23 protein-coding genes and 1 tRNA gene are annotated in these 25,553 nt (G+C 70.0%); 7 read left to right on the top strand and 17 right to left on the bottom strand.

Annotated features, from left to right (window positions below; genetic code table 11):
* Positions 1-188: 188 nt before the first annotated feature.
* Together QE454_RS10860 and QE454_RS10855 are read left to right on the top strand one after the other, a co-directional pair.
* Positions 189-923, top strand: a complete 735-nt coding sequence (locus tag QE454_RS10860; protein ID WP_056228637.1) for a response regulator transcription factor — start codon at positions 189-191, stop codon at positions 921-923.
* Between the two features lie 155 nt (positions 924-1,078).
* Positions 1,079-2,527 (top strand): cell wall metabolism sensor histidine kinase WalK, encoded by a 1,449-nt coding sequence (locus QE454_RS10855; RefSeq protein WP_307455481.1) that lies wholly within the window; start codon positions 1,079-1,081, stop codon positions 2,525-2,527.
* Positions 2,528-2,545: 18 nt separating this feature from the next.
* On the opposite strand, the gene QE454_RS10850 is transcribed toward QE454_RS10855, so the two are convergent.
* The 7 genes from QE454_RS10850 to QE454_RS10820 all read right to left on the bottom strand — a co-directional run bounded on the left by QE454_RS10850 (position 2,546) and on the right by QE454_RS10820 (position 9,384).
* Positions 2,546-3,466: a S41 family peptidase gene (locus QE454_RS10850; protein WP_307455483.1), complete on the bottom strand. Its 921-nt coding sequence runs from the start codon at positions 3,464-3,466 to the stop codon at positions 2,546-2,548.
* Between the two features lie 9 nt (positions 3,467-3,475).
* Positions 3,476-5,029: an FAD-dependent oxidoreductase gene (locus QE454_RS10845; RefSeq protein WP_307455485.1), complete on the bottom strand. Its 1,554-nt coding sequence runs from the start codon at positions 5,027-5,029 to the stop codon at positions 3,476-3,478.
* A gap of 27 nt (positions 5,030-5,056) precedes the next feature.
* A complete protein-coding gene (locus tag QE454_RS10840; protein WP_307455486.1) occupies positions 5,057-5,935 on the bottom strand; it encodes an FAD:protein FMN transferase in 879 nt (292 codons plus the stop codon).
* Between the two features lie 5 nt (positions 5,936-5,940).
* Positions 5,941-6,432 carry a hypothetical protein gene (locus tag QE454_RS10835; RefSeq protein WP_210074079.1) on the bottom strand — a complete coding sequence of 164 codons (492 nt, stop codon included), beginning with the start codon at positions 6,430-6,432 and terminating at the stop codon, positions 5,941-5,943.
* Between the two features lie 406 nt (positions 6,433-6,838).
* On the bottom strand, positions 6,839-7,873 hold the full coding sequence (locus QE454_RS10830; protein WP_210074077.1) for a ribose-phosphate diphosphokinase: 1,035 nt from the start codon (positions 7,871-7,873) through the stop codon (positions 6,839-6,841).
* Positions 7,863-9,311 carry a bifunctional UDP-N-acetylglucosamine diphosphorylase/glucosamine-1-phosphate N-acetyltransferase GlmU gene (gene glmU, locus QE454_RS10825; protein ID WP_307455489.1) on the bottom strand — a complete coding sequence of 483 codons (1,449 nt, stop codon included), beginning with the start codon at positions 9,309-9,311 and terminating at the stop codon, positions 7,863-7,865. The genes QE454_RS10830 and glmU overlap by 11 nt, the downstream gene beginning before the upstream one ends.
* A gap of 1 nt (position 9,312) precedes the next feature.
* Positions 9,313-9,384: transfer RNA gene (locus QE454_RS10820), tRNA-Gln, on the bottom strand.
* 147 nt (positions 9,385-9,531) lie between these two features.
* Between QE454_RS10820 and QE454_RS10815 the strand changes: the two genes are divergently transcribed.
* Positions 9,532-9,984 (top strand): MarR family transcriptional regulator, encoded by a 453-nt coding sequence (locus tag QE454_RS10815; protein WP_210074209.1) that lies wholly within the window; start codon positions 9,532-9,534, stop codon positions 9,982-9,984.
* Positions 9,981-10,493, top strand: coding sequence for a hypothetical protein (locus tag QE454_RS10810; RefSeq protein ID WP_307455492.1), 513 nt, complete (start codon positions 9,981-9,983; stop codon positions 10,491-10,493). The genes QE454_RS10815 and QE454_RS10810 overlap by 4 nt, the downstream gene beginning before the upstream one ends.
* Positions 10,494-10,559: 66 nt before the next feature.
* Here QE454_RS10810 and QE454_RS10805 read toward each other — a convergent pair whose 3' ends face one another.
* Positions 10,560-11,297 carry a hypothetical protein gene (locus QE454_RS10805; RefSeq protein WP_307455494.1) on the bottom strand — a complete coding sequence of 246 codons (738 nt, stop codon included), beginning with the start codon at positions 11,295-11,297 and terminating at the stop codon, positions 10,560-10,562.
* A gap of 154 nt (positions 11,298-11,451) precedes the next feature.
* On the opposite strand from QE454_RS10805, the gene QE454_RS10800 reads away from it, so the two are divergent.
* Positions 11,452-13,122: a PHP domain-containing protein gene (locus QE454_RS10800; protein ID WP_307455497.1), complete on the top strand. Its 1,671-nt coding sequence runs from the start codon at positions 11,452-11,454 to the stop codon at positions 13,120-13,122.
* A gap of 128 nt (positions 13,123-13,250) precedes the next feature.
* On the opposite strand, the gene QE454_RS10795 is transcribed toward QE454_RS10800, so the two are convergent.
* The 7 genes from QE454_RS10795 to QE454_RS10765 form a co-directional block, all read right to left on the bottom strand.
* Positions 13,251-15,044, bottom strand: coding sequence for an ABC-F family ATP-binding cassette domain-containing protein (locus tag QE454_RS10795; protein WP_309668636.1), 1,794 nt, complete (start codon positions 15,042-15,044; stop codon positions 13,251-13,253).
* A gap of 202 nt (positions 15,045-15,246) precedes the next feature.
* Positions 15,247-16,164, bottom strand: a complete 918-nt coding sequence (locus tag QE454_RS10790) for an ABC transporter substrate-binding protein (protein WP_307455499.1) — start codon at positions 16,162-16,164, stop codon at positions 15,247-15,249.
* Between the two features lie 40 nt (positions 16,165-16,204).
* Entirely contained in the window at positions 16,205-16,963 is a 759-nt protein-coding gene (locus tag QE454_RS10785; RefSeq protein ID WP_210074065.1) for an ABC transporter permease, read from the bottom strand.
* Entirely contained in the window at positions 16,960-17,640 is a 681-nt protein-coding gene (locus QE454_RS10780; RefSeq protein WP_307455501.1) for an ABC transporter permease, read from the bottom strand. The genes QE454_RS10785 and QE454_RS10780 overlap by 4 nt, the downstream gene beginning before the upstream one ends.
* Complete coding sequence (locus QE454_RS10775; RefSeq protein WP_210074061.1) at positions 17,637-18,461, bottom strand: ABC transporter ATP-binding protein; 825 nt, start codon at positions 18,459-18,461, stop codon at positions 17,637-17,639. The genes QE454_RS10780 and QE454_RS10775 overlap by 4 nt, the downstream gene beginning before the upstream one ends.
* Positions 18,462-18,475: 14 nt before the next feature.
* Positions 18,476-18,778, bottom strand: a complete 303-nt coding sequence (locus QE454_RS10770) for a DUF427 domain-containing protein (protein WP_210074059.1) — start codon at positions 18,776-18,778, stop codon at positions 18,476-18,478.
* Between the two features lie 135 nt (positions 18,779-18,913).
* Positions 18,914-19,846 carry a 4-(cytidine 5'-diphospho)-2-C-methyl-D-erythritol kinase gene (locus tag QE454_RS10765; RefSeq protein WP_307455504.1) on the bottom strand — a complete coding sequence of 311 codons (933 nt, stop codon included), beginning with the start codon at positions 19,844-19,846 and terminating at the stop codon, positions 18,914-18,916.
* Between the two features lie 242 nt (positions 19,847-20,088).
* On the opposite strand from QE454_RS10765, the gene QE454_RS10760 reads away from it, so the two are divergent.
* The gene (locus QE454_RS10760) at positions 20,089-21,669 is read left to right on the top strand and encodes a stealth family protein (protein ID WP_307455507.1); all 1,581 of its coding nucleotides are present in this window, start codon (positions 20,089-20,091) and stop codon (positions 21,667-21,669) included.
* On the opposite strand, the gene QE454_RS10755 is transcribed toward QE454_RS10760, so the two are convergent.
* Both QE454_RS10755 and rsmA read right to left on the bottom strand, forming a co-directional pair.
* Positions 21,620-22,555 (bottom strand): phosphodiesterase, encoded by a 936-nt coding sequence (locus tag QE454_RS10755; RefSeq protein WP_307455509.1) that lies wholly within the window; start codon positions 22,553-22,555, stop codon positions 21,620-21,622. The two genes, QE454_RS10760 and QE454_RS10755, sit on opposite strands and share 50 nt — an antisense overlap.
* Positions 22,556-22,880: 325 nt before the next feature.
* A complete protein-coding gene (gene rsmA / locus QE454_RS10750; protein WP_307455511.1) occupies positions 22,881-23,720 on the bottom strand; it encodes a 16S rRNA (adenine(1518)-N(6)/adenine(1519)-N(6))-dimethyltransferase RsmA in 840 nt (279 codons plus the stop codon).
* 67 nt (positions 23,721-23,787) lie between these two features.
* Here rsmA and QE454_RS10745 point away from each other — a divergent pair, with 67 nt between their 5' ends.
* The gene (locus QE454_RS10745; RefSeq protein ID WP_210074048.1) at positions 23,788-25,248 is read left to right on the top strand and encodes a sugar porter family MFS transporter; all 1,461 of its coding nucleotides are present in this window, start codon (positions 23,788-23,790) and stop codon (positions 25,246-25,248) included.
* The last annotated feature ends 305 nt before the right edge of the window (positions 25,249-25,553 follow it).

Raw genomic sequence — 25,553 nt, 5'->3', positions numbered from 1 at the left:
TCGTCGCCGCCTCGTGCGTCTAAGGCCGCCCAGGCGCGTCGCGGACGTCCGCGACGTCGTCGCGAACACCCCGGGTGCCGCGGTCGGGGTCGGCACGGGCTCGTTCTCAGCCGTCGGGTCTCCCGTTCCCAGGATTCCCATAAGGCTCGCCATAGAAAGCTCATAGATACGAGAGCACAATGAGTTCTATGACCGCGACCGCCGCCGCCCCCACCTTCACCCGCCCCGACGGGAGCGCCCTGCGCGTCCTCGTCGTCGACGACGAGCAGATGCTCACCGACCTGCTGTCGATGGCCCTGCGCATGGAGGGCTGGGACGTGAAGACCGCCGGATCGGGCTTCGACGCCCTGCAGTCCGCGCGCGACTTCGAGCCGGATGCCATGGTGCTCGACATCATGATGCCCGACCTCGACGGCATGGCAGTGCTGCAGCGCCTGCGGCACTCGGGCAACGACGTGCCCGTGCTGTTCCTGACGGCGAAGGACGCCGTGGCCGACCGCGTCGCGGGGCTCACGGCCGGTGGCGACGACTACGTCACCAAGCCCTTCAGCCTCGAAGAGGTCGTGGCGCGCCTGCGAGGCCTCATGCGTCGCGCCGGCACCGCCCTCACGCGCGACTCCGAGCCGATCCTGCGCGTCGGCGACCTCTCGCTGAACGAGGACAGCCACGAGGTCATCCGCGGCGGCAAGGAGATCGAGCTGACCGCGACCGAGTTCGAGCTCCTGCGCTTCCTCATGCGCAACCAGCGTCGCGTGGTGTCGAAGGCGCAGATCCTCGACCGCGTCTGGAACTACGACTTCGGCGGTCGCTCCAGCGTCGTCGAGCTCTACATCTCGTACCTGCGCAAGAAGATCGACGCCGGAAACGACCCGCTCATCCACACCGTGCGCGGTGTCGGGTACATGATCAAAGCGCCTCAGTGAGTATTCCGCCGAGACCAGCGCCCCCCGCTCCCCCGTCCGAGGTCTGGGAGACCGACCGCCCCGCAGACGCCGACACCGGCACACCGGCGCCGAGGCCGAAGCGGGAGCCCCTGTCGACGAGGCTCCGTCGCCCGTGGACGCTGCAGGCGCGTCTGATGACGGCCGTCATCGGCATGGTCGCGTTCATCCTCGTGATGATCGGCATCTCGACCAGTGCGATCCTCAGCCAGGTTCTCTACGTGAACCTCGGCGCCCAGGTGGACGAAGCGGCTGCCTCCATACAGCCGCGGGCGGCGTTCCAGAGTTCGGCGGAGCAGGTCCTGGAGTCGGGGTTCTTCGACTCCGGCACGCTTCTCGTGATGAACTCGCGCGGTGCCGGGATCACCGGAGCTGTCGTCGGCGACAACGGCGTGCGCGCGCTCACGACCGACGACCTCGGTCGCATCGCCGACAGCCTCCAGGCCGCCGCATCCGACCCCACCGCTCAGACGGTCGACCTGCCGAATCTCGGCGAGTACCTCGTCCGAGCGTTCCCGACGCCCGGAAGCGACAGCGTCTTCCTCGTGGGTCTCCCCCTGTCGAGCGTGACCAGCACGATCGGTGCCATCCTCACCACCGTCGCGCTCGTCACCACCGGAGGCCTGCTGCTGCTCGCCGTGATCATCGCGATCGTCATCCGTCTGGGGCTGCGCCCCTTGCGCGCGGTCGCCGAGACCGCCACGCGCGTCGCGTCGATCCGCATGGATCAGGGAGACGTGTCGATCACCGAGCGCGTCCCGGCGGATCAGGTCGACGAGCACACCGAGATCGGGCAAGTGGGAACCGCCCTCAACACCCTGCTCGACCGCGTCGACGCCTCGCTCAGCGCGCGCCAGCGCAACGAGGAACTCATGCGCCGGTTCGTGGCCGACGCCAGCCACGAACTGCGGACGCCCCTGGCATCCATTCGCGGTTTCTCTGAGCTGTCGCTGCGCGCCATGCGTCAGGCGCAGGACGACGAAAGTCGCCAACGCATCGCCCTGGCCGTCGAGACCACCGAGCAGTCGCTCGAGCGCATTCAGGCGCAGTCGCTGCGCATGACCACGCTCGTCGAGGACCTGCTTCTTCTCGCGCGCCTCGACGAGGGCCAAGAGCTCGTCTACGGCTCGGTCGACCTCACGCGTCTGGCCGTCGAGGCCGTCGGCGATGCGCGCCCCGCCGGTCCCGACCATTCGTGGACGATCGACGTTCCCGACACCCCCGTCGAACTCGCCGGAGACGCCGCGCGCCTGCACCAGGTGGTGGCGAACCTGCTCGCCAACGCGCGCACGCACACGCCGGCCGGAAGCATCGTGAACGTCTCCGTCGCCCACGAGGGAGCCGAGGCCGTGTTGCGCGTGCACGACAACGGACCCGGCATCGACCCGTCGGTCGCCTCCCAGTTGTTCGAGCGATTCGCTCGCGCCGACCGTTCCCGCGACCGCAAGACCGGCGGCACGGGCCTCGGCCTCTCGATCGCCCGCGCGATCGTCGACGCCCACCGCGGCACCATCAACGTGAAGAGCAGCCCCGGTGACACGACGTTCGAGGTGCGTCTCCCCGCGAAGCCCGCGGATCCGGTCTGAGATCCCGGATGCCGGCGGTCAGGCGCAGCGGGACCTGACCGCCGCCCGCGCGGCCTCGAGGTCGGGGCCGGGAGCCGCCTCGATGTCGGGCGCGAGCGGACCGTCGTAGACCCGACCGGTGCGGTCGACGTCGTAGCTGGTGGTGAGGATGAGGCGGGCGCCGTCGCTGAGATCTCGGACCTGGTTACCGGTCGTCATTCCCGCCGTCGGTTTGCCGACCCGCAGGGCATCGGCCTGACCGGCGAAGGCGATGGCCACGATCTCGGCGGCGCTGTTCGTCATCCCCGACGTGAGCAGCGCCACTGGGGTGTCGACGGTGAATCCCCCGGGAGACGAGGTGTCGTCTCCCCCGGGCGTCGAGACGACACCGCCGTCGGCCACACGTGCCCACTGCACCTGCCCGTCTCGCTCGAGTCCGACGACGTCTCCGTCGTCGAGCAGCGGCGCGACCACCGCGAGCATGGGCCACGCATTGCCCCCGCCGTTCGTGCGCAGGTCGACGATCCAGCCGCAGGTCGTCGCAGCGGCGGCGGCCCGCATCGCCTGCAGGCCCGCTGACTCATACTGTTCGATCGCTTCGGGCTCCTCCCCCTGGAACCCGGGCAGCAACAGGATGCTGATGCCGTCGCGCGTCGAGACCGTCGGCACGGGGAAGGATGCCGCCGGGGCGTTCTGCGCCGCAATGGAGGCGACATCCGCGGGCGTCTGCAGCCACGAGTGCACCCCGCCCGCCACGACCACCAACTCGCCCAGCCCCCGGTGAGTCTCCGTTATCGTCGATTTCGCCTTCAGCTCGGGTTCGACTCGAGCCACGGCATCCCGGAACGCGTCCGTGTCGGCGTGGATGCCGTCGCGCATCTCGGCGATCGCTGCCTCGACGTAGCCTGCGACGTCGTCTCTCCCGCTGTCGGCCGAGCAGCCGCTGAGGACGAGGGTCACGGCGAGGATTCAGTACCCGGCGAACGCGTCCGTGGTCAGCGACTTCGCCTTCGCGAGCGCGGGGGCGAGGGCCGAGATGAGCCGCGGCGGGCCCGAGACGTACGCCGCTCGCTGCGCGATATCGGGAACAGAGCGCAGCAGCGCCTCGGCATCCACGCGATCGGGTCCCGCCCACACCCAACCCGCGGGGAGGTCGAGCGGCTCATCGCGCGAGAACACCACCACCGGGATGCCGCTGGCGGAGATCTCGTCGCGGAAGGCGAGTTCGGATGCCTCCGACACCACGTACACGAGAACGACGTCGCGGTCCTGATTCGTCGCCACGAGGTGACGCAGCTGCGAGACGAACGGGGTCACGCCGATGCCGGCGGCGACCAGGAGCACCGGGGAGGTCGGGCGCGAGGGCAGCACGAAGTCGCCCCAGACGCCGGTGACGGCGAGGGTCGAGCCCGGCTCGACCGTCGCCAGCGCTCGCTTGTACGACGACTGCGAGCCGTCCTTGAACGCGATGCGCACCTCGGGCAGGTCCTCCGGCGCCGAGACGATCGAGAACTCCCGCCGCGTGCCGCGGGCATCGGGGCGGCGGTGCGGCACGTCGAGCTCGAGGTACTGCCCGGGGTGGAACGAGAAGGGGCGGGCGGCATGGAACGACAGCTCGCGCACCGTGGGCGTCACATCGCGGCGACGGTCGACCCGCAGACGGACGGCCGCGCGCAGGCAGAACAGGAACGCGAGCAGGTTGCCGATGAGAAGAGCGCGCTCCTGGCCGAGCGTGATCTCGCCCAACGGCAGCGGCCAACCCGCGAGGACGCCGACCAGGATCGCGACCAGGTACTGCTGGACGCGACGCGGAGGAAGGGTCAGCGGCTCGGACAGCATGAACGCCCCGAGGAAGAGGAAGGGCGACGAGAACGCCACCTGCAGCAGCACGCTCGGCACGTCGACGGGGAAGCCCGCGGCCTGGAACTGCACGCTCGTGCGGAAGAAGGCGACGGCCATCGCGACCACCCAGAAGACCACGACGATCGGCAGCTTGTCGGTGCGCAACAGCAGCAGAACACCCAGCACCAGCACCGGACCCGCGAGCCACGGCGAGCCGATCCACCAGGCCGAGGAGCCGAGATCGGGCGCCCAGATGCTCACGATCGTCAACACCGCCGCCCCCGTGGCCGCGGGGTTGAAGATGTGCCTGCCCCGCCAGGCGAGCAGGTACTTCGACGCGGATGCCACCACCCCGGCGAGAGCGAGACCGGCCAAGCCCAACGGCTCGATCGTGGGGCGCAGGACGAACAGCAGGATTCCGGCCGTGATCAGCGAGGATTCCACACGACGTGGCATCCGGAGCGCACTCTGCGCCACGACATCGGTGAGGGCGCACGCGGCGGCGAGTACCACGGCGCTCGCGACGATCGCCAGCGGCTGCGGCACGACCAGGCCGGCGAACGACAGGACGAGCGCGATCACGGCGAGAAGGCCGAGCGACGCCATGACGAGCCGGTACATCGAGACGCGTCCGATGAGTGCGAGGACCCGGGTCGAACCGGCGGCGAGCGTGGTGCTCATGAGAGGGAACCCTTCGAAAGATGGGAGTCAGGAGAAGATCTCGCCCGAGAAGCCGGGCGACCATTCGACACGGCCGTCGGTGCGCATGCGCACCCAGTTCGCGTTCCAGGATGCCGCAAGCTCCGGGCCGCCGTCGAAGAACAGCGCCGTGGCCAGGGCGTCGGCGCGCATGGCCGTGCCGGCCAGAGCCCACGTCGCGGCGAACGCGCGGACGGGGGCGCCGGTGCGGGCGTCGAGCACATGATGGAGCCCGTCTCCCCACGCGCGGCGGTTGATCGCCGAGGCGCAGAGGGCCCCGTCGGTCACGGTGACGACGCCGATCGCGCGCGTGGCGTCGAACGGGTGCTCAAGCCCGACGCGCACGGGAGTTCCGCGAACGGCGAGATCTCCCGAGGCGTCGACGACGCGGTCGCCCTCGACGAAGGCGCTCAGCGTGTCGAGCACGAGGTCGACCAGTCGCCCTTTGCCGAGGGCCCCGACGTCGATGGTCGCGGGAGTCGCGACGCTCACGCGGTCGGCGTCCCAGGTGAGGACGTCGCGCCATGACGGCGCCGGCTGCGGGTCTCCCCACGCAGCCAGGGTCAGCCGTGCGTCGTAGCCCAGGCGCGCGAGCGCATCGCCGACGAGGGGGTTGACCGCGCCGGAGGTCGCCGCGTCGAGCTCTCGGTAGAGCGAGAACATGGCATCCGCGTCCTCCGGGGCGGGAACGGATGCCGTGCGCCCCTCGGCGAGCGAGGATACGAGCGAATCGTCGCGAAATCGCGACCACTCCCGATCGAAGCGCTCGATGACCGACGACACCGCGTCGCGGGCGATCGAGGAGAGCGGATCCGCCGTCTCGATCGCCCACGACGTGCCGATCGCGTCGAAGGTCCAGGTCGAACCCGTCGCAATCGGAGTGCTCATGGCTGTCAGGCCTGGGCCTCGGACTTGATCGTGTCGACGGCCTTGTTGAAACCGCCGCTCGTGAGCGAGGAGCCCGCGACCTTGCTGACCGAGATCTCGTCGAGCTTCTTGCCCACGACCTCGCTCTGGATGCCGCCGATGAACTCGCCCTGGTAGCGCTTGGACTCCGCGGCCTGCGGATCGCCCGTGACCGTGACCGCGGTGACCGTGTCGCCGGCGATCGTGAGCGTGACGTCGATGGTCTCGACGCTTTCGGGGGTGGCGTACTGGCCCGTGGCCTCGTACTCGCCGTCCTTGTAGGAGCCCGAGCCGGTGGATCCGGCTGCGGCACCCGAGGTGGTGGGAGCCGAGCTCGCGGCGGGGGCCGCGGTTTCGGCGGGGGCGGCGTCGCCGGTCGTGGTGCCGCCCGCGCACCCGGCGAGGGTGGCGATGCCGGCGACACCCAGCAGAGCGGTGCCGATGCGGACGGGACGGGGTACGGCTGTGGTGCGGATCATGAGGGTCCTCCTTCGGTCGTGCCTCGCGGCGCGTACGTGCTCACGGTAGGGACACGACCTTGCCCGCTCACCGGTTCATTCTTTTGTGCGAGCTATGTGTGGTGGGTGGTTGGGGCGAGGTGGCAGTGGGGGGCACCCGGGCCGCCGAGCGGAGTTCGCGGTTGACACGCCGTGCTCGCGGCACCAGAACCGGCGTGTCGAACCCCGACTCCGCACGACGGCCCGGCCGCGGCCGTGCGAGCGGGCCGGCAGCCGCCCGTACCCTCCGTCGGAGGTCTTCGGCGACACGCCGTGCCGCGGCATCCCGGAGCGGCGTGTGCAACACGACTCCGCAGGACGGCCCGGCACGAGAACGACTCAGCCACCTCCCCGAGGGGAGGTGGCTGAGTATCGAAGCAGCGAACGCCTACGCGTCGCCGCCGAACATGCTCGTGACCGAGCCGTCCTCGAAGACCTCGTGGATCGCGCGAGCCAGCAACGGCGCGATCGGCAGCACGGTGAGGCGCTCGAACCGGCGTTCGGCCTCGATCGGGATGGTGTCGGTGACCACGACCTGGTCGATCGCCGCGTCCTGCAAGCGCTCGATCGCCGGGTCGCTGAAGATCGCGTGCGTCGCGGCGACGATGACCTTGCGGGCGCCCGCGGCCTTGAGAGCCTGCGCGGCCTTCTGGATCGTGCCGCCGGTGTCGATCATGTCGTCGACGAGCAGGCAGGTGCGCCCGTTCACGTCGCCGACGATCTCGTGCACCGAGACCTGGTTGGCGACCTTAGGATCACGACGCTTGTGGATGATCGCGAGCGGGGCCCCCAGGCTGTCGGACCAGGTGTCGGCGACGCGGACGCGACCCATGTCGGGCGAGACGACCGTGAGGGTCTCTCGGTCTTCGGCCGACAGGCCCTGCTCGAAGTGCTCGAGCAGCACGGGCTTGGCGAAGAGATGATCGACCGGGCCGTCGAAGAAGCCCTGGATCTGTGCTGCGTGCAGGTCGACGCTCATGATGCGGTCGGCGCCGGCGGTCTTGAGCAGGTCGGCGACGAGGCGGGCGCTGATCGGCTCGCGGCCGCGGCCCTTCTTGTCCTGCCGCGAGTAGGGGAAGTACGGGGCGACGACCGTGACGCGCTTGGCCGAGGCGCGCTTGAGGGCGTCGAGCATGATGAGCAGCTCCATCAGCCACTCGTTGACCGGAGGGCCGAAGGACTGGATGACGAAGACGTCGCAGCCGCGGATCGACACCTCGAACCGGGTGTAGATCTCGCCCGACGCGAAGGTGCGGTGCTCGGTGGGGGCGAGCTCGGTACCCAGGTGCTGCGTGACCTGTGCCGCGAGATCGGGGTGCGAACGACCCGAGGCGACGACGAGCCGCTTCTTGGTCTTGGCGACGAGCCCGGGGGCGATGCCGTTGTCGCGGTCGAGGTCTACACGATTCTTCTTACGAGCCATCGGCCGCTTCCTGTTCAGCCCGAGCCCGCGCGGCCACGTCGGCCGCTCTGGTGCCCGGTCGGTTCTTCTCGACCCACCCCTCGACGTTGCGCTGGGGTGCCACGCTGAGCGCCAACGCACCGGCCGGGACATCCTTGCGGATCACCGCTCCGGCGCCCGTTTTGGCACCCGCTCCAATCGTAACCGGCGCGACGAAGACGTTGTGCGACCCGCTGTGCACCTCGTCGCCGATCACCGTGCGGTGCTTGGCGACGTCGTCGTAGTTGGCGGTGATGGCGCCGGCGCCGAGGTTGACCCCGCGGCCGATCTCCGTGTCGCCGATGTACGAGAGGTGCGGCACCTTGCTGCCCTCGCCGATCGAGGAGTTCTTCACCTCGACGAAGGTGCCGACCTTGCCGTTCACGCCCACCCGGGCGTTCGCGCGGAGGTAGGCGAACGGGCCGACGGTGGCCCCGGCCTCGACGACGGCGAGGGTGCCGTCGGTGCGGGTGATCGTGGCGTTCTCTCCCACCTCGCAGTCGACCAGGCTCGTGTCGGGGCCGATCGTGGCGCCCGAGGCGATGACGGTCGCCCCGCGCACATGGGTGTTGGGGAGGATCGTGACGTCGGGAGCCAGGGTGGCGGTCACGTCGATCCAGGTCGTAGCGGGATCGACGACGGTGACGCCCTCGAGCTGCCAGCGACGCACCGTGCGGGCGTTGAGCGTGCGCCCGGCCTCGGACAGCTGCACGCGATCGTTGACTCCGAGGGCGGCCGAGGCGTCGGAGGTGACGGATGCCGCGACGCCCAACTGTGCGTCGCGCAGCAGACCGACCACGTCGGTGAGGTACTTCTCGCCCTGCGCGTTGGCGGTCCCCACCTGCGCGAGCTGGGCGCGAAGCGGCGCCGCCTGGAAGACGTACACCCCGACGTTGATCTCGGTGACCGCGGCCTCCTCGGCCGAGGCGTCTTTCTGCTCGACGATCCGACGCACGCCGTCGGCCTCGTCGCGCAGGATCCGGCCGTAGCCGAACGGCTGGTCGACGCGAGCGCTGAGCAGGGTGACGGCGGTGCCGCCCGTGCGGTGCGTCGCGAGCAGCTCGGTCAGCGTTCCGGTCTCGAGCAGCGGCACGTCGGCGCTGAGCACGAGGACATCGCCCTCGAATCCGTCGAGCGCGTCGAGGGCGACCTCCACCGCACGACCGGTACCGGGCACCTCGTCCTGGTCGACGATCACGACGCCGGGCGCGAGCTCCGACACGGTCTCGGCGACGAGCTCTCGCTCGTGACGCACGACCACGACGATGCGCGCCGGGTCGAGGGAGGCCGCGGTGTCGAGCACGTGACCGACCAGCGGGCGACCGCCGAGGGGGTGCAGCACCTTGGGGGTGCGGGAGCGCATGCGCGTCCCCTGACCCGCGGCGAGGACGACGACGGCCAGCTCGGTCGGTGATGTCATGCTCCGCCGCCAGGATTCGAACCTAGACCTAACAGCTCCAAAGGCTGTCGTGCTGCCGTTACACCACGGCGGACCGTGCCCGCGGGCACCGGTCAAGTCTGCCAGACCCGAGCGCCGTGCGTTCCGACCTGCGGCGCGAGCCGACGGTGGACCGCGCACTCGACATAATGAGACCGTGACCCGGGACAGCGACGAAGTCGACCGCATCGTCGATGCGTGGATGCGGCAGCGCCCCGATCTCGACTTCTCGCCGCTCGAGGTGCTCTCGCGTGTCGCCCGCCTCTCACGGCACCTCGACATCGCCCGCAAGGAGGCGTTCCGCCGCAGCGACATCGAGTCGTGGGAGTGGGACGTGCTCTCGGCTCTGCGCCGCGCGGGCGAGCCCTACCAGCTGAGCCCCAAGCAGCTTCTTCAGCAGACGCTGGTGTCGAGCGGAACGATGACGAACCGCATCGACCGGCTGGTCGCTCGCCGTTTCGTGCGCCGGGAGGCCGACCCCGGGGACGGACGGAGCATCCTGGTGACTCTGACCGATGACGGACGAATACGAGTGGATGCCGCGATCACCCGCCTCGTCGATGCCGAGGCCCTGCTGCTCGAGGGCCTCTCCCGCGGCGACCGCGACCGCCTCGCGACCCTGCTTCGCAAGTTGAGCCTGGGGTTCGACGCGTGAGCGTTCCGATCGGGTCCCCCTCGCGTTGGGCCCGTGTGAGGGGGTGGTTCGACGTTCGTTTCCGCTCCCCCGCCGCCATCTACGGCCTCATCGTGTTCGCGGCCTTCGTCTCGATCGCCGACGATCACGCCGAGGACGTGTGGGAGGTCCTCGCGAGCGCGTCGGTGTCGCTCGTGGTGTTCTTCATCGCGCACGTCTTCGCCCACACCCTGACCGAGCACGCCGACCACGGCCTGCGTCACGCCACGCGCGAGGGCATGCGCCACGGTGCCGGCATGCTCTACGCCTCGGTGCCGTCGATCCTTGTGCTGGTGTGGGCGGGCCTCACCGGCGTGTCGGTCGACGACTCCTTCGAGGCCTGCATGTGGGCGACCTTCGCGGTGCTCGCTCTGCTGGGGTACGGCGCCTACGCCCGGCGGAAGGCCCGGATCGTCGTGCGCCTGTTCGGCGCGTTCGCCACCGCCTGCCTCGGCATCTTCATCGTCGGTCTCGAGTACGGCATCCACTGACGGCATCCGCCCCCTCGCCGGGACCGACCGGGTCGCCGCTCCCGCCACGACCGGTCCCGGGCGAGCTCAGTCCTGAGCAGCCGCCCGGCGCCGGACGCGACCGCGCAGGACGAGGCCCGCCGCGACCGCGAGGGCAGCCCCGAGGCCGGCGACGCCCGCGACCTGCGCCCCGGTGACGGCGAGGTCCGACCCGCCCGCGGCGACGGGCGCGGGGGTCGCCGACGTCGACGAGCCCGGAGCGGCCGAGGCGGAGGCCGCAGGGTCGGGGGAAGCCGACACCGTCGCGCTCGGCGAGGGCGCCGGTGTCGTCGGGACCGCGGTCGGGGTGGGGCTCGGCTGGCCCGGGACCGACCAGCCCGAGGCGGTGAGGGTCACGGGCAGACTGGCCGCCGAGGTGATCGATGAGGGCACGCCCGACGACAGCGCGAGGCACTCGAGGCTGAGGGTCGCCGCCGCCGTTCCCACCGGGACCACGGCACGGAACGACGACCCCATGGGGACGCTCACGGCCGCTCCCCCGTTCACGGGCACGGTCGCCGACACCACCACGGTGCTGCCGCCCGCCGAAACGGTCAGGCGCGCCCCGTCGCGTGTGCCGGCCGGGCAGCCGTCGGCGAAGTCCGCGGTGGCGAACGACGGGTATGCGGCGGCGTCACCCGAGAAGACGGCCGCACCGTCGGCATCCCGCAGCACGAGGGGGCTCGCCGCGGAGGCGGCCAGGGAGCCGAGCGGAACGATACCCGCGACGAGGACCACGGCGGCGGCGACGGGGAGAAGGCGGGTGGGCACGGGCGTGGACGACATGGCTGCTCTCGATCGGGTGGTGAGGACGAACGGACTGTGCCCCACGGTTCGGTCCGCCCGGTGAACGGATGACGACGCCAACATCACCCGCAGGCCACCCGCTATTCACCCGCGGCCCCTACGTTCCCGGCGACCCCTCTCACGAAAGTGACCGATGCCCACTCACACCCCTTCCGGCTTCTCCCGCCGCGCCTTCCTCGCCGCCGCGGCGGCGGCCGTCACGACCGCGTCCGCCGCGTCGTCCTTCGGTCCCGCCGCCGCCGCGACCGCTGCGGCGGCGACCGCCGCGCCCGCCGCCGTCACCGACCCGAAGACCCTGCGCTGGCTGGTCTTCGACCACCACGTGCACTCGGTGTACTCGCACGACGCGAAGTACGCGATGACGACGATCCTCGACCAGGCGCAGCGTTTCGGGGTGGATGCCATCGCCTTCACAGAGCACAGCAACGTCGGTCACGCCAACGTCGGAGGCGTCTTCAACGCCGCCCGGGAGATCGAGGCGGCACGCACGGCGCGGCCGGACCTGCTCGTGTTCCAGGGGCTCGAGTGGTACATCCCGGCCGCCGAGCACGGCACTGTTCTCGTCGCCCCCGGCCCCCGGGTCACCGAGGTGCTGCGACGCTTCGAGCTCGACTACGACGGCAAGCTGAACAAATGGGAGAAGCCGCGGCCGAACACGAGCGACGCCGCGGACTGGCTGCAGCACGCGGTCGACGGCATCTCGTGGCTCGGTCAGCAGCGCACCGCGGGGGCGATCGCCGACGTGCTGGTGCTCGCCAACCATCCCAGCCGTCTGGGGATCGACTCCCCCGGCGAGCTGCGCGCGTGGCAGGATGCCGACCCCGACATCTTCGTCGGATTCGAGGGTGCACCGGGAGCGCAGGCCTCGGGCCTCGCGGCCAACACCACCGACCGTTCGCAGCGCGGGGAGTACGAGAACTCGCGCAGCGACTACTCGTACCCAGGGTTCCCCAGCGAGGCCTACCGGGCGCACGGCGGCTTCGACTGGATGACGGCCGTCGTCGGCGGAATGTGGGACGCACTGCTGAGCGAGGGACGCCGCTGGTGGATCACCACGAACAGCGACCTGCACCTGAAGAACTTCGACAACACCCGCGTGGGCGATTTCCCCACCGGTTCGGGCTGGGACAACGGCGCGACGCTGGCGAACTTCAACCGCGCCGGTCGCCGCCCCGATCCCGTGTCGACGGCGGCACCGCAGGGCGGCAGCGACCTCTGGCCGGGCGAGTTCAGCCGCACCCACGTGGGCGTCACCGCGAAGACGCACACGGCCGTCCTCGACGCGGTGCGAGCGGGGCGCATGTGGGTCGACCACGGCCACCTCGTCGCCGGGCTCGGGGTCACCCTCCGCGCGGTCGACGACACCTCGAACACCGCCACCCTCGGCGGAACCCTGCGCGTGCCGACGGGGACGAACATCGAGATCGTGATCGACGTCGAGCCGACCACGCAGCGCAACTCCGCCGGCATCCTGCCCCGTCTGGCCCACCTCGATGTGATCCGCGGCGAGATCACCGGCGCGGTGACCGACCGCGACACCATGATCGCTCCCCGCACCCGCGTCGTCGAGCTGCGCGATGTGAGCGACCGCAGCGGCTCGCCCTTCCAGATCGTGATCCCGGTGGGCACGGCCGACGTCGACGGCTACGTGCGCGTGCGCGGCTCCGACGGCAAGGTCCACGGCACCGGCCCCCGCGGCGCCGAGGTCGACCCGCGGGCTCCTCAGCCGCACGCGGCGGGGCAGGGAAACCCCTGGCTCGACACGTGGCTCTACACGAACCCGATCTTCGTCTCGGTGCACTGACCCGACGACGCGAACGGCCCGTCACCCGAGGGGGCGGGCCGTTCGCCGTGCGGGGAGGAGATCTCGACGGCCGAGGACGATCGAGGTGCGAAACGTCCTCCGCTGGGCGGCACTCGCTCGGGACGAGCTCAGCCGATCGTCTCGGTGAGCTCGAACCACTTCATCTCGAGCTCGTCGCGTTCGCCCTCGAGGGCCGAGATGCGCTGCATCTCTTTGCCGAGCCCCTCATAATCCGCCGGGTCGTGGTCGACGAGCGCGGCTTTGGCCCTGTCGATCTGCTGCTGCAGCTTCTCGATGCGCCGCTCGGTGGCCGAGGCCTCCTTCTGCGCGGCGCGCAGTTCCGCGCCCTGCAGACCCGAGGTCGCGGTGGCGCCGCCCGTCGTCGCGGACCGCGAGGGCTCGGCATCCTGAATCGCTCGAAGACGCAGGTACTCGTCGACGCCGCCGGGCAGGTGCCGCAGCTTCGCATCGAGGATCGCGTACTGCTGGTCGGTGACGCGCTCGAGGAAGTACCGGTCGTGCGAGACGACGATGAGGGTGCCCGACCACGAGTCGAGCAGGTCTTCCATGGCCGCGAGCATGTCGGTGTCGAGGTCGTTGGTGGGCTCGTCGAGGATGAGCACGTTCGGCTGATCGAGCAGGACGAGCAGCAGCTGCAGGCGCCGCTTCTGGCCGCCGGAGAGGTCTTTCACGGGGGTCGAGAGCTGGGCGCTCGAGAATCCGAGACGCTCGAGCAGCTCGCCGGGGGTGAGCTCCTTCGCCTTCGACCCCGCGCCGAACGAATAGGTGGTCCGCAGCCCCGAGATCACCACGCGCACGGGGTCGTTCAGGTGCTGGTCGAGCTCGTCGAGGCGCTGGGTGAGGGTGGCGACCTTCACCGTCTTACCGCGCTTGACCCGGCCGCTCGTCGGCTCGAGCGAGCCGGTGACCAGGCTCAGCAGGGTCGACTTGCCCGCGCCGTTCACCCCCAGGATGCCGGTGCGCTCGCCCGGGGCGATGCGCCACTCGACGTCTTTCAGGACCGTGTGATCGCCGTAGGTCACACCGGCGTCGAGCAGGTCGACCACGTCTTTGCCGAGCCGTGCCACGGCGAGGGACTGCAACGCGACCTTGTCGCGGATCTCGGGCACGTCGGCGATGAGCTCGTTGGCCGCATCGATGCGGAACTTCGGCTTCGACGTGCGCGCCGGCGCCCCGCGACGCAGCCACGCCAGCTCTTTGCGGGCCAGGTTCTGTCGGCGCTGTTCGATGGATGCCGCCTGACGGTCGCGCTCCACGCGCTGCAGGATGTACGCCGCGTACCCGCCCTCGAAGGGCTCGACGAGACGGTCGTGCACCTCCCAGGTGACCGTGCAGATCTCGTCGAGGAACCACCGATCGTGCGTGACGACGAGCAGACCGCCCGCCGACGGCGCCCACCGCTTCTTCAGGTGCCCCGCGAGCCAGGTGATGGCTTCGACGTCGAGGTGGTTGGTGGGCTCGTCGAGGAACAGCACATCCCAATCGCCCGAGAGCAGCGCCGCCAGCGCGACGCGGCGGCGCTGACCGCCCGAGAGGTCGCCGAGGCGCGCGTCCCAGGGCAGATCACCCAGCAGACCCGCGATCACGTCGCGCGTGCGCGCGTCACCGGCCCACTCGTGTTCGGCGCGGTCGCCGACCACCGCGTGCCCGATCGTGTCGTCGTCGTCGAGGGTGTCCTGCTGGTCGAGCACGCCCACGGTGACGCCGCCGCGCACCGTCACGCGCCCGCCGTCGGGTTCGCGGGTGCCGGCGAGCATGCCGAGCAGACTCGACTTGCCGTCGCCGTTGCGACCGACGATGCCGATGCGATCGCCTTCGTTCACGCCGAGCGAGACGGAGTCGAAGACGACCTTGGTCGGGTATTCCAGGTGCAGGGCTTCGCCCCCGAGCAGGTGTGCCATATCCGTCCCAGGCTACGCGGTGCCCGGGGTATGCGAGCGCGCGGGGGTGCCGGCATCCGGGATCTCCGGCTTCCCGTCGCCCATCTGGCGCGCCACGGACGAGACGATCGCAGGCGCACCCCGGATGCCGGCACCCGGGGCCGCGGTCGGAACGACGACGGGGCCGCCCGGCGAACCGGACGACCCCGCGTGACTCGACGGCTCAGAAGCCGTTGGCCGAGAGCCACTCCTTGGCGATGTCGGCGGACGACTTCTGGTCAACCGTGGACTCGACGTTCATCTCGACGAGGGCATCGGCCGTCAGGGCCGCGCTGACCTTGTTGAGCACGTCCGACACCTCGGAGGCGACGTTCGAGTTGACCACCGGCACCACGTTCGACGCCAGGAACAGGCCCTTGGGGTCGGTCAGCGTGACGAGGTTGTCGGTCTTGATGCGGGGGTCGGCCGTGTAGACGTTCGCGACCTGGACGGTGCCGGCGACGAGGTCGTCGACCGTGGTCTCACCGGTGGGCGAGAACTGGACGGTGACGCCGTAGGTCGACTGCAGACCGGTGGGCCCGTAGGGACGCTCGGCGAGCTCGGCGTTGCCGCCGAGGGTCAGGCCCGAGGTCACCTTCGACAGGTCGGCGATCGAGGTGAGACCGTTCGCGTCGGCGAAGGCCTTGGTGACGGTGTACGAGTCCTGGTCGGTGGCCTGCGACTGGTCGAGGACCTCGAGACCCTCAGGGAGGGCGGCCGGCAGAGCCGCGTACACGTCGTCGGAGGTGCGCGCGGTGGTGTCCTTCTCGAAGAACTGGAGCAGGTTGCCGGTGTACTCGGGGAAGACCGAGACGGTGCCGTCCTCGAGCAGCGGGATGTACGCGTCGCGCTGACCGATCTGGAACTGGCGCGTCACGGTCTTGCCGGCACCCTCGAGCGCCTGCGCGTAGATCTCGGCGATGATCTCGTTCGAGTAGTAGGCCTGCGAGCCGACCACGATGGTGTCGCTCGAGGCGCTGGCGTCGCCGCCGCCGTTGCTGAGGGGATCGCTGGAGCCGCCGCCGCAACCGGCGAGGGCGAGCGAGGCGACCGCGAGGCCGGCGAACAGGCCGAGGCCCTTCTTGGTTCGTGCTGTGAACATGGGTGCTCTCTTTTCTGGTGATTCGGGAATCGAGTGTGGGTCAGGGGGTCGCCGGAGGTGCGGTCGGTGCCCCCACGGCGAGGGCTTCGGCGCGACGCTGACGAACGGAGCGCCGCTGCGGCTGAGCGGAACCGGCGGCACGGATGCCACGGGGTACGACCAGGTGCTGGAGCAGGGCGAAGAGCCCGTCGATGACGAGCGCGAGGACGGCCACGAGGATCGCCCCGCCGATGAGGATGTCGAACCGGCGGAGCGGGATCGCGGCGATGATGTACTGCCCGAGCCCGCCGAGGCCGATGTACGCGGCGATCGTGACGGTCGCCAACACCTGCAGGGTCGCCGCACGGATGCCGCCGACCAGCAGCGGAAGACCGAGGGGAACCTCGATGCGCCAGAGGATCTGCGACTCGGTCATGCCCATCGAGCGTCCCGCGTCGATCACGCGGCGGTCGATGGCCTCGAAGCCCGTGTACGCCCCGGCGAGCAGCGACGGGATCGCCAGCACGATGAACGAGATGACCGCGGCCTCGGGCTTGTGCAGGACGCCGAGGAGCAGCGTCAGGAGGATCAGCAAGCCGAAGGAGGGGATCGCCCGTGCCGCACCCGAGATCGCCACGGCACTCTCGCGCCCCTTGCCGGTGTGGCCGATGTACCAGCCCAGCGGGATGGCGATCGCTCCCGCGATGACCACGGCGATCAGCGTGTACAGCAACTGGACGCCGATGGCGGCGGGGATCGAGTCGAACTGGCCGGAATCCCCGGAGAAGATCCAGGCGATCGCGTCGCCGAGGAGGTTCATGCCTTCACCAGCGTTCGGTTGGCCTGACGCGAGACGGTCTTCGTCCCACGCGTCCACGGCATGAGCAGGCGCCCCGCGACCACGAGCAGCAGGTCGATGACCAGAGCGAGCACCACGACGGCGATCACGCCCGCGAAGACCTCGGGGATGATGCGCCTTTGCAGCCCGTTCGTGAACAGGTAGCCGATGTTCTGGATGCCGACGAGGATGCCGACCGTGGCCAGCGCGATCGTGCTGGCCGAGGCGACGCGCAGGCCCGCGAGCACGACGGGGCCGGCGAGCGGGAACTCCACCGCCCAGAAGCGACGGAAGGAGCCGTAGCCGATGGCCGTCGAGGCCTGGCGGACTCCGGCATCCACCGAATCGAGACCGTCCGCGACCGCGCGCACGAGGATCGCGACCGCGTAGATGGCGAGCGCGACGATGAGGTTCGTCTCGCTGACGATGCTGTACCAGCCGGTGACGACGGGCACGAGGATCAGCAGGGCGAGAGAGGGGATCGTGTAGAGCAAGCCGGTGATGGTGATGACACCGCTGCGCACGAGGCGATACCGCCACGCGACCCAGCCCAGCGGGACGCTCAGCACGAAGCCGGCGATCAACGCGATGATGCTCTGGCGCAGGTGCACCAGCGTGAGCTCCCCGATCAGCTCGAGGTTGTTGCCGACCCAGTTCACGGGCGGGAATCCTCCACGAGCGCACCCTGCGTGCGTCCCTCGGCATCCACGACGACCGTGCCGCTCGGCGTCTGCTTCAGATGGAGCGCGCGCTTGCCCTTGACCGCGCCAATGAAGCTCGCGACGAAGTCGCTCGCGGGGTTCTCGACGATCTCGCTGGGGGTTCCCACCTGCGCGATCTTCGCGCCCTTCTCGAGGATCACGACCTGGTCGCCGAGCAGGAAGGCCTCGTCGATGTCGTGGGTGACGAAGACGATCGTCTTGCCGATCTCGCTCTGCAGACGAAGGAGTTCCTGCTGCAGTTCATCGCGGACGATCGGATCGACGGCGCCGAAGGGTTCGTCCATCAGCAGGATGTTGGGGTCGGCGGCGAGGCCGCGAGCGACGCCGACACGCTGCTGCTGCCCGCCGGAGAGCTGGCTGGGGTAACGATCGGCCATCGCCGCGTCGAGGCCCACCGTCTTCATGAGCTCGAGCGCCCGGGCGCGAGCCGCTTTGCGGTTCTGCCCCTGCAGCACCGGCACGGTGGCGATGTTGTCGGCCACGGTGAAGTGCGGCAAGAGGCCGGAGTTCTGCATCACGTAGCCGATGCTGCGGCGCAACTGCACGGCGGGGCTGCCGCCGATGTCTGCTCCGTCGATCTCGATCGTGCCCGAGGAGGGCTCGACCATGCGGTTGATCATGCGCAGCAATGTCGTCTTGCCACAGCCGGACGACCCCACGAAGACGGTCGTCTTTCGCGAGGGGATGACGAGATGGAAGTCGTCGACGGCGCGCGTGCCGTCGGGGAAGACCTTGGAGACGGCCGAGAACTCGATCATGTGCTCACCCGACCTCAGTCGGAGACCACGACCTTCCGGTCGAAGGCGACGTAGCCGGCGAAGTCCTTGCCCACGCGCTCCACAGCGCCCGGGTACAGGTCGGGGTACGACCAGGCGCCGTCGGCCAGTTCGACACCGTCGAGCGCGACGTTCCAGTACTGTGCAGCGCCCTTCCACGGGCAGGTGTACGGGGTGGGGCTCTCGTGCAGAGCGCCCGCGCGGACGGACTGCGGCGGGAAGTACCAGTTGCCCTCGATCGAGGCCAGGTCGTTGCGGTCGGCTTCGGCGATCACGACGCCGTCGAGCACTGCCTTCATGGTTTACCCCCTCCGTGGCGTCCCGCGGGCACAGCGCCCATCGGTGACGGACCACCTCGGATGAGGCTAACCAGACGGTCGGCACGCGAAGCGCAGATTGCCCCGTGTGACGACCTGGGCTAGGGTGCGGCGCCCTCAGACCACACGCGCGCCGGGAACGGGCCCGTGCACGTGCAGAGCGACCAGACCGGCGGCGCTGAGGGTGACCTGCAGGTCGATGGCGGATGATTCGTCGGCGGCGAGGAACGCGAGCGTCGGCCCGGAGCCCGAAACGATCCCCGCCAGGGCACCCGAGCTCTCGCCGCGCTCGAGCACGCGGGCGAGATCGGGGCGAAGGTGGAGGGCCGGCGCCTGGAGGTCGTTGCGCAGGCTCGCGGCGAGCATGCCGGCATCCCCCTGACGAAGGGCGTGGAGCACGTCGCGGTCGACCACAGGCACGCGCGGAGCCGGACCGATGTCGACGGCGTGGCGTCTGCGGTGCGCATCGAGCTCGCCGTAGACGACGGGGGTCGACATGCCGGTCTCGTTCGGAACGAGCACCCAGTCGAAGCGCCCACGCGCGAGAGCCGGACTCAGCTGGTCGCCGCGACCGGTGCCGATGGCGGTCCCGCCGAGCAGAGCGAAAGGGACGTCCGCGCCGAGGCGGGCAGCCAGGCGGGCGAGCTCGCCCGTCGGCATCCCGAGCCCCCAGAGCGCATCGCAGGCGACGAGGGCGGCAGCCGCATCGGCCGATCCCCCACCCATGCCGCCGGCGACGGGAACGGCCTTGCGGACCGAGAGATGGGCGCCTCGGTCTATTCCCGCGGTCTGCGCGAGAAGGCGCGCCGCGCGAACGGCGAGGTTGCGGTCGTCGGTGGGAACACCATCGATATCGACCGGACCGCGCGCGGACACCTCGATCGTGATGTCGTCAGCGGCCGTCGCGACCATCTCTTCATACAGGGACACCGCTTGGAAGGCCGTCGCGAGCTCGTGGTAACCGTCGTCCTGGACGTCGCCCACCTCGAGGAAGACGTTGATCTTCCCGGGCGCGCGAACGCGGACGGATGCCGGGGCGTGAACGCTCATCGTCCCTGCCGCCGTCCCGCGCGCCGGGGGCTGTCGGGGTGTGCGAAACTGGAACGTCGGCCCGCTTCCCGCCAACGCTCGCAAGGCGGTACGGGAAGGTCCGGGCCGGAGCGAGCGATCTGAGTCACTCTTCGACAGTAGTGCTCCGCTCCCCCGTCGTTCGGCGCCGAGGCCGAAACGTCTTCGTAACCCCGGAACCATACGGTGACCGGATCCCTTGCACCTACCCCCGAGGAGGCAGAATGCGCCCGATGGTCCCCCTGTCGATCGACACCGACCCCTGGCGCGCCCTGCTGTCCCGGTCCGACATCCGCATGCACGACGGCATCCTGCACCTCGTCGACGACTCCTCGACGCCCGCGATGGCCGAGCGCGACGACCTGCTCACCGCAGCGTCCGCGATCGAAGCTGCGGGGGTGAGGGTGCTGCTGGTGCGCGACGCCAACCGTCGTCCCAAGCTCGTCGTCGACACGGCCGATGCCGCGAAGGCCCTCGCCGCGCTGCGCGATCCCGACCTCGGCCCGATGTACCTCAAGGCCCGTGGCGAAGACCCCGTACCCGCACACAGCGTCGAGCCCGCTCCCGGGTCGGTGCAGGCCTACGCGGTCTTCCGCCCGCGCACCTCGACCGAGGGGTCGTACCGCTACGGCTCCGCACTGGCTCCGCGGATGGAGCTCTGGCGTTTCGGCGAGAAGACCATCGAGGCACCTCGCCCGAGCGCCCTCACCCGCCGCAAGTTCGCCGCCGCCGACCTCGATCTGGTCGAGGTCGAGCGCTACGGCCGCCGCTGGATGACGGTCTCGGGCATGTTCGACCCCCACCCGAACGAGTTCACCGCCGACGTCGACATGGTCTTCTCGTGGGTCGACGGGTCCTCGAGCGAGTTCCAACGTCAGCGCGCCGCCCGGATGAAGGGCTACGTCGTCGGCGACGGCGACGACAACGCCGCCCGGTACCGACAGGTCGACGAACTGCGTTACGCGCTGCGCAGTGTGCACATGTACGCGCCGTGGGTGCGCCGCATCTTCATCGCGACCGACTCCCCCACCCCGGAATGGCTCGCCGATCACCCGAAAGTGACGATCGTGCGCAGCGAGGAGTTCTTCGCCGATCCCTCGGTGCTGCCCACGCACAACTCGCACGCGGTCGAGGCGCAGTTGCACCGCATCCCGGGCCTGGCCGAGCACTTCCTCTACAGCAACGACGACATGTTCTTCGGGCGCCCCGTCACCCCCGAGCTGTTCTTCAGCGGTGGCGGAGTGAGCCGTTTCGTCGAGAGCGGTGTGCGCATCGGCAGCGGTCCGGCGCACGTCGACCGCTCCGGCCACGACAACGGCCTGCGCGTGAACCGGGCGCTGCTCAAAGAGCGCTTCGGCCGCGTCATCACGCTCGACCTCGAGCACTGCGCGACGCCCCTGCGCCGTTCGGTGGCCTCCGAACTCGAGCGGGAGTTCGCCGAGGACTACGCGCGCACGGCCGCGAGCCGGTTCCGTTCGGCGACCGACATCTCGGTGACCAACAGCTTGTACCACTACTACGCCCTGGCGACCGGTCGCGCGGTCATCACGACCGAGCCGCGCACCCGCTACGTGCAGACCACGCAGTTGGACTCCCTCCGCACCATGGAGCGCCTCGTGTCGCGTCGCGACACCGACATGTTCTGCCTCAACGACGGCAGCGTGCCCGAGATCCCCGAGGAGGTGCGCGTCCCGGCGCTGCGCGCCTGCCTCGAGCGCTACTTCCCGGTCGCCGCGCCGTGGGAGAAGACCTCGGTCAGCGAAGGATCGGCAGCGGCGTCGTCGGCGGCGACACCCGCCCGCTGAGCTCGCGCGAGGTCGGGACCACGATGCCGGCGTCGTGCAGGCGTCGCCGGGACTCGTCCGCGTCGACGTACTGCAGAGCCGTGCTCGCGGCGAGCGGGACGACCGAGTGCACGACCGTCTCGTCGTAGACGTGCACGATGTTGAAGCCCTGCGCGGCGTCCTGAGGGCGCGTGCCGCCCACGGGCACCATGAGGTCCTGCGTGTAGCAGGTGGCCGAGGCGACGGAGACCGGGATGCCGGCGAACGTGGCGAACGTCGAGTAGTGCAGGTGTCCCGCCAGAATCGCACGCACGTCCGACCCCCGCAGGACCGCGGCGAGGCTGCGCTGATCGCGCAGTTCAACGGAGGCCGCGAGGTCGAGCACGCTCGGGACGGGCGGGTGGTGCATCGCGAGGATCGTGCCGAGGGGCGCGGGGGTGGCCAGCACCTCGGCGAGCCACTCGCGCTGAGCCGCCGTGACCTCGCCGTGATGGGCACCGGGCACCGAGGTGTCGAGCGTCACGATGCGCAAGCCGTCGAACTCGTCGACGCGGTCGACCGGAGCGTCGCGGTCGCCCTCGTCACCGGGCAGCAGCCGCGAGCGGAAGGCCGCCCGGTCGTCGTGGTTGCCCATGACCCACACCACGCGCGTCTGCAAGCGCTCGGCGAGCGGCTCGACCAACGCGCGGACACGGTCGTAGGCGTCAGCCTCGCCGTAGTCGGCGAGGTCGCCGGTGAAGACGAGGGCGTCGGGGCGGATGCCCGACGCATCGATGGCCTCGACCGCACGGGCGAGGTACGCCTCGGAGTCGACGTCGTCGTAGAGCGGTGCACCGCCGGCGCGAAGGTGGGTGTCGCTCAGGTGGAGCAGCACACGTTCGGCTCGGGGGTACTCGGCGTAGCGCATCTCGATCCTCTCGGGCCGTCGGGTACGACCTCGTCACCGGCGTGATGCTCCCGGTTGGCTCGAAATGTTACAGACATGTTTCTGGAACGCGTGATGAACACGGCGAGAATTCACCCGACAGTTCACAACTTGGCCGCACTGCGCGGTGGCACGGGACGTCGTGTGGGGTGGACGCCGCGCCGCATCCCGCCCGGTCGAGCGACATGACCCGCGATGCGCGAGATGACCCGAGACGAGCGCGAAACGCGGGTCTTCTCGGCGGACAGGGGTCACCTCGAACGCGGGTCACGTCGAGGCGCCCCGACCTCGGGTCAGACCGCGGCGATCAGACCGCGGCGATGCGCGCGTAGTCCTCAACCGTCAGCTGCTCGCCGCGCAGCGTGGGGTCCACGCCCGCCGCCTCGAGATGAGCCGACGCCTCCGCGGCCGTGCCGCCCAGCACGCCCGACAGCGCCTGGCGGAGCATCTTGCGGCGCTGCTGGAAAGCGGCATCCACGATCTGGAAAGTGCGGAGTCGGTGCTCCTCGGTGCCGCGGGCTTCGGCATCCCGGTCGAAGCCGACGAGCACGCTGTCGACGTTCGGCACGGGCCAGAACACCTGACGCGACACCGTGCCGGCCAGTCGCCACGAGCCGTACCAGGCCGCCTTGACGCTCGGGGCGCCGTAGATCTTCGACCCGGGAGGGGCGGCGAGGCGCTCCCCCACCTCGGCCTGCACCATGACGACGCCGCGCTGCAGGTAGGGGAAGGTCTCGAGGAAGTGCAGCAGCACGGGCACCGAGACGTTGTACGGCAGGTTCGCGACCAGGACGCCGGGTTCTCCCGGCAGCTCATCGACGCGCAGAGCGTCGGCGTCGATGACCGTCAGGCGGCCGGCGGGCACATCGTGGGCTGCCGCGGTGGAGGGAAGCCGCTCCGCGAGCCGGTGATCGATCTCGACGGCAACGACCGAGGCACCCGTCTCGAGTATCGCCAGGGTGAGGGATCCGAGACCGGGACCGATCTCGACGACATGATCGGATGCCGTGACCCGAGCCGCCTGCACGATCTTGCGCACCGTGTTGGCGTCGACGACGAAGTTCTGCCCGAGCTTCTTGGTGGGGGTCACATCGAGCTCGGCGGCGAGCCGACGGATCTCGGAGGCACCGAGGAGGGAAACGGGCATTGTTCCACTGTAGTCAGCGATCCCGCCAGTGCCCGACGCTCCCGATGGGCAGGAGTAGCGTGATCAGGTGAGTCAAACGCAGTCCATCCCCTCGAACGCTTTCACCCTCAGGAGCCCCTACGGGCGACGAGCCATCGGGCTCTCGCTCGCGGCAGCGGTGGGCGGTTTCCTCTTCGGTTTCGACTCCTCGGTCATCAACGGCGCTGTCGACGCCGTCCAGGGCAACTTCGAGCTCTCGCAGGTGCTCACCGGTTTCGTCGTCGCCGTCGCCCTGCTCGGTTGCGCCGTCGGCGCGATCGTCGCCGGCGCCCTGTCGGACCGCTGGGGGCGCCTCAAGGTCATGCTCCTCGGCGCCGTGCTGTTCTTCGTCTCGTCGATCGGCGCCGCCCTCACCTTCAGCGTGCCCGACCTCATCCTGTGGCGCGTGATGAGCGGACTGGGAATCGGCATCGCCTCGGTGGTCGCCCCCGCCTACATCGCGGAGGTCGCCCCACGTCAGATCCGTGGTTCCCTGGCCTCCCTGCAGCAGCTGGCGATCACACTCGGTATCTTCGGCGCCCTGCTCTCGGATGCCCTGCTGGCCAACACCGCCGGCGGCGCGGCCAATCAGCTGTGGCTGGGCATGGAGGCCTGGCGCTGGATGTTCCTCGTCGGTGTGGTCCCGGCAGCGGTATACGGAGTCCTGTCCTTCACGGTTCCCGAATCGCCCCGCTACCTGCTCTCGAAGGGCAAGCGCGACGAGGCGAAGGCGATCTTCGCGCGGCTGGTGCCGCCGGCCGACCTCGACAAGACGATGAACGAGCTCTCGAACGCCATCGAGGCCGACCGCAAGAACAAGAACGTCTCGCTGCGCGGGCCGGTGCTGGGACTGCAGGGGATCGTGTGGACCGGCATTCTGCTGTCGATGTTCCAGCAGTTCGTCGGCATCAACGTGATCTTCTACTACTCCACGACCCTCTGGAAGGCTGTCGGCTTCGACGAGAGCAATTCTCTGCTGATCTCGGTGATCACCTCGGTCACGAACGTCGTCGTGACCTTCGTCGCGATCTTCCTCGTCGACCGGGTGGGCCGGAAGCCGATTCTCTTGACCGGCTCGATCCTCATGACCGTTTCGCTCGGTGCGATGGCGCTCTCGTTCGCCTTCGCCACCGGTTCGGGTACGGACGTGTCGTTGCCCGCCCCGTGGGGTGGAGTCGCTTTGGTCGCCGCGAACGTCTTCGTCGTCGGCTTCGGGGCGTCGTGGGGCCCGCTGGTCTGGGTGCTGCTCGGCGAGATCTTCCCGAGCCGCATCCGAGGCAAGGCCCTCGGCGTCGCCGCCGGAGCCCAGTGGATCGCGAACTTCGCCATCACGGTGTCGTTCCCGGCCATGTCGGGCTGGTCGCTGCCCCTCACCTACGGCATGTACGCCCTGTTCGCGGCACTGTCGTTCGTCTACGTCGCCCTGCGCATCCCCGAGACCAAGGGCATGGAGCTCGAGCAGACCGAGACCCTGTTCGTCCGCAAGCCGAAGGCGAAGGCCAAGGCCTGACACGAAGCCCGCGTCCGGATGCCAGAAGGCCGGTGCCCCGAGGGGTGCCGGCCTTCCGCGCGTCGGCGTGTCGCCCGCGTACTCTCAGCGATCCGCACAGAGTCAGCGGCATCCGGGGCCAAGCAGCTGAGGTTGCGCGAATCGCTGAGGCTGCGCGGCGCCGGACCCACCCACGCGACATCACCTCAGCAATCCGCACAGAGTCAGCGGCATCCGGGGCCAAGCGGCTGAGGTTGCGCGAATCACTGAAGCTGCGCGACGCCCGGCGCACCCTCGCGACATCACCCCAGCGATCCGCACAGAGT

Origin of the sequence: Microbacterium sp. SORGH_AS_0454 (genome assembly GCF_031453395.1) — a bacterium.
In the GTDB taxonomy this organism is placed as follows: domain Bacteria; phylum Actinomycetota; class Actinomycetes; order Actinomycetales; family Microbacteriaceae; genus Microbacterium.
This window is presented reverse-complemented; position numbering and strand designations above follow the sequence as displayed.

Excerpts from the sequence above, each read along its gene's own strand:
- QE454_RS10860 (WP_056228637.1), top strand. The coding sequence starts at position 189 with ATGACCGCGACCGCCGCCGCCCCCACCTTCACCCGCCCCGACGGGAGC.
- QE454_RS10855 (WP_307455481.1), top strand. The coding sequence starts at position 1,079 with ATGACGGCCGTCATCGGCATGGTCGCGTTCATCCTCGTGATGATCGGC.
- QE454_RS10845 (WP_307455485.1), bottom strand. The coding sequence starts at position 5,029 with ATGAGCACCACGCTCGCCGCCGGTTCGACCCGGGTCCTCGCACTCATC.
- QE454_RS10840 (WP_307455486.1), bottom strand. The coding sequence starts at position 5,935 with ATGAGCACTCCGATTGCGACGGGTTCGACCTGGACCTTCGACGCGATC.
- QE454_RS10835 (WP_210074079.1), bottom strand. The coding sequence starts at position 6,432 with ATGATCCGCACCACAGCCGTACCCCGTCCCGTCCGCATCGGCACCGCT.
- QE454_RS10830 (WP_210074077.1), bottom strand. The coding sequence starts at position 7,873 with ATGGCTCGTAAGAAGAATCGTGTAGACCTCGACCGCGACAACGGCATC.
- glmU (WP_307455489.1), bottom strand. The coding sequence starts at position 9,311 with ATGACATCACCGACCGAGCTGGCCGTCGTCGTCCTCGCCGCGGGTCAG.
- QE454_RS10815 (WP_210074209.1), top strand. The coding sequence starts at position 9,532 with ATGCGGCAGCGCCCCGATCTCGACTTCTCGCCGCTCGAGGTGCTCTCG.
- QE454_RS10805 (WP_307455494.1), bottom strand. The coding sequence starts at position 11,297 with ATGTCGTCCACGCCCGTGCCCACCCGCCTTCTCCCCGTCGCCGCCGCC.
- QE454_RS10800 (WP_307455497.1), top strand. The coding sequence starts at position 11,452 with ATGCCCACTCACACCCCTTCCGGCTTCTCCCGCCGCGCCTTCCTCGCC.
- QE454_RS10795 (WP_309668636.1), bottom strand. The coding sequence starts at position 15,044 with ATGGCACACCTGCTCGGGGGCGAAGCCCTGCACCTGGAATACCCGACC.
- QE454_RS10790 (WP_307455499.1), bottom strand. The coding sequence starts at position 16,164 with ATGTTCACAGCACGAACCAAGAAGGGCCTCGGCCTGTTCGCCGGCCTC.
- QE454_RS10785 (WP_210074065.1), bottom strand. The coding sequence starts at position 16,963 with ATGAACCTCCTCGGCGACGCGATCGCCTGGATCTTCTCCGGGGATTCC.
- QE454_RS10775 (WP_210074061.1), bottom strand. The coding sequence starts at position 18,461 with ATGATCGAGTTCTCGGCCGTCTCCAAGGTCTTCCCCGACGGCACGCGC.
- QE454_RS10770 (WP_210074059.1), bottom strand. The coding sequence starts at position 18,778 with ATGAAGGCAGTGCTCGACGGCGTCGTGATCGCCGAAGCCGACCGCAAC.
- QE454_RS10765 (WP_307455504.1), bottom strand. The coding sequence starts at position 19,846 with ATGAGCGTTCACGCCCCGGCATCCGTCCGCGTTCGCGCGCCCGGGAAG.
- QE454_RS10760 (WP_307455507.1), top strand. The coding sequence starts at position 20,089 with ATGCGCCCGATGGTCCCCCTGTCGATCGACACCGACCCCTGGCGCGCC.
- QE454_RS10755 (WP_307455509.1), bottom strand. The coding sequence starts at position 22,555 with ATGCGCTACGCCGAGTACCCCCGAGCCGAACGTGTGCTGCTCCACCTG.
- rsmA (WP_307455511.1), bottom strand. The coding sequence starts at position 23,720 with ATGCCCGTTTCCCTCCTCGGTGCCTCCGAGATCCGTCGGCTCGCCGCC.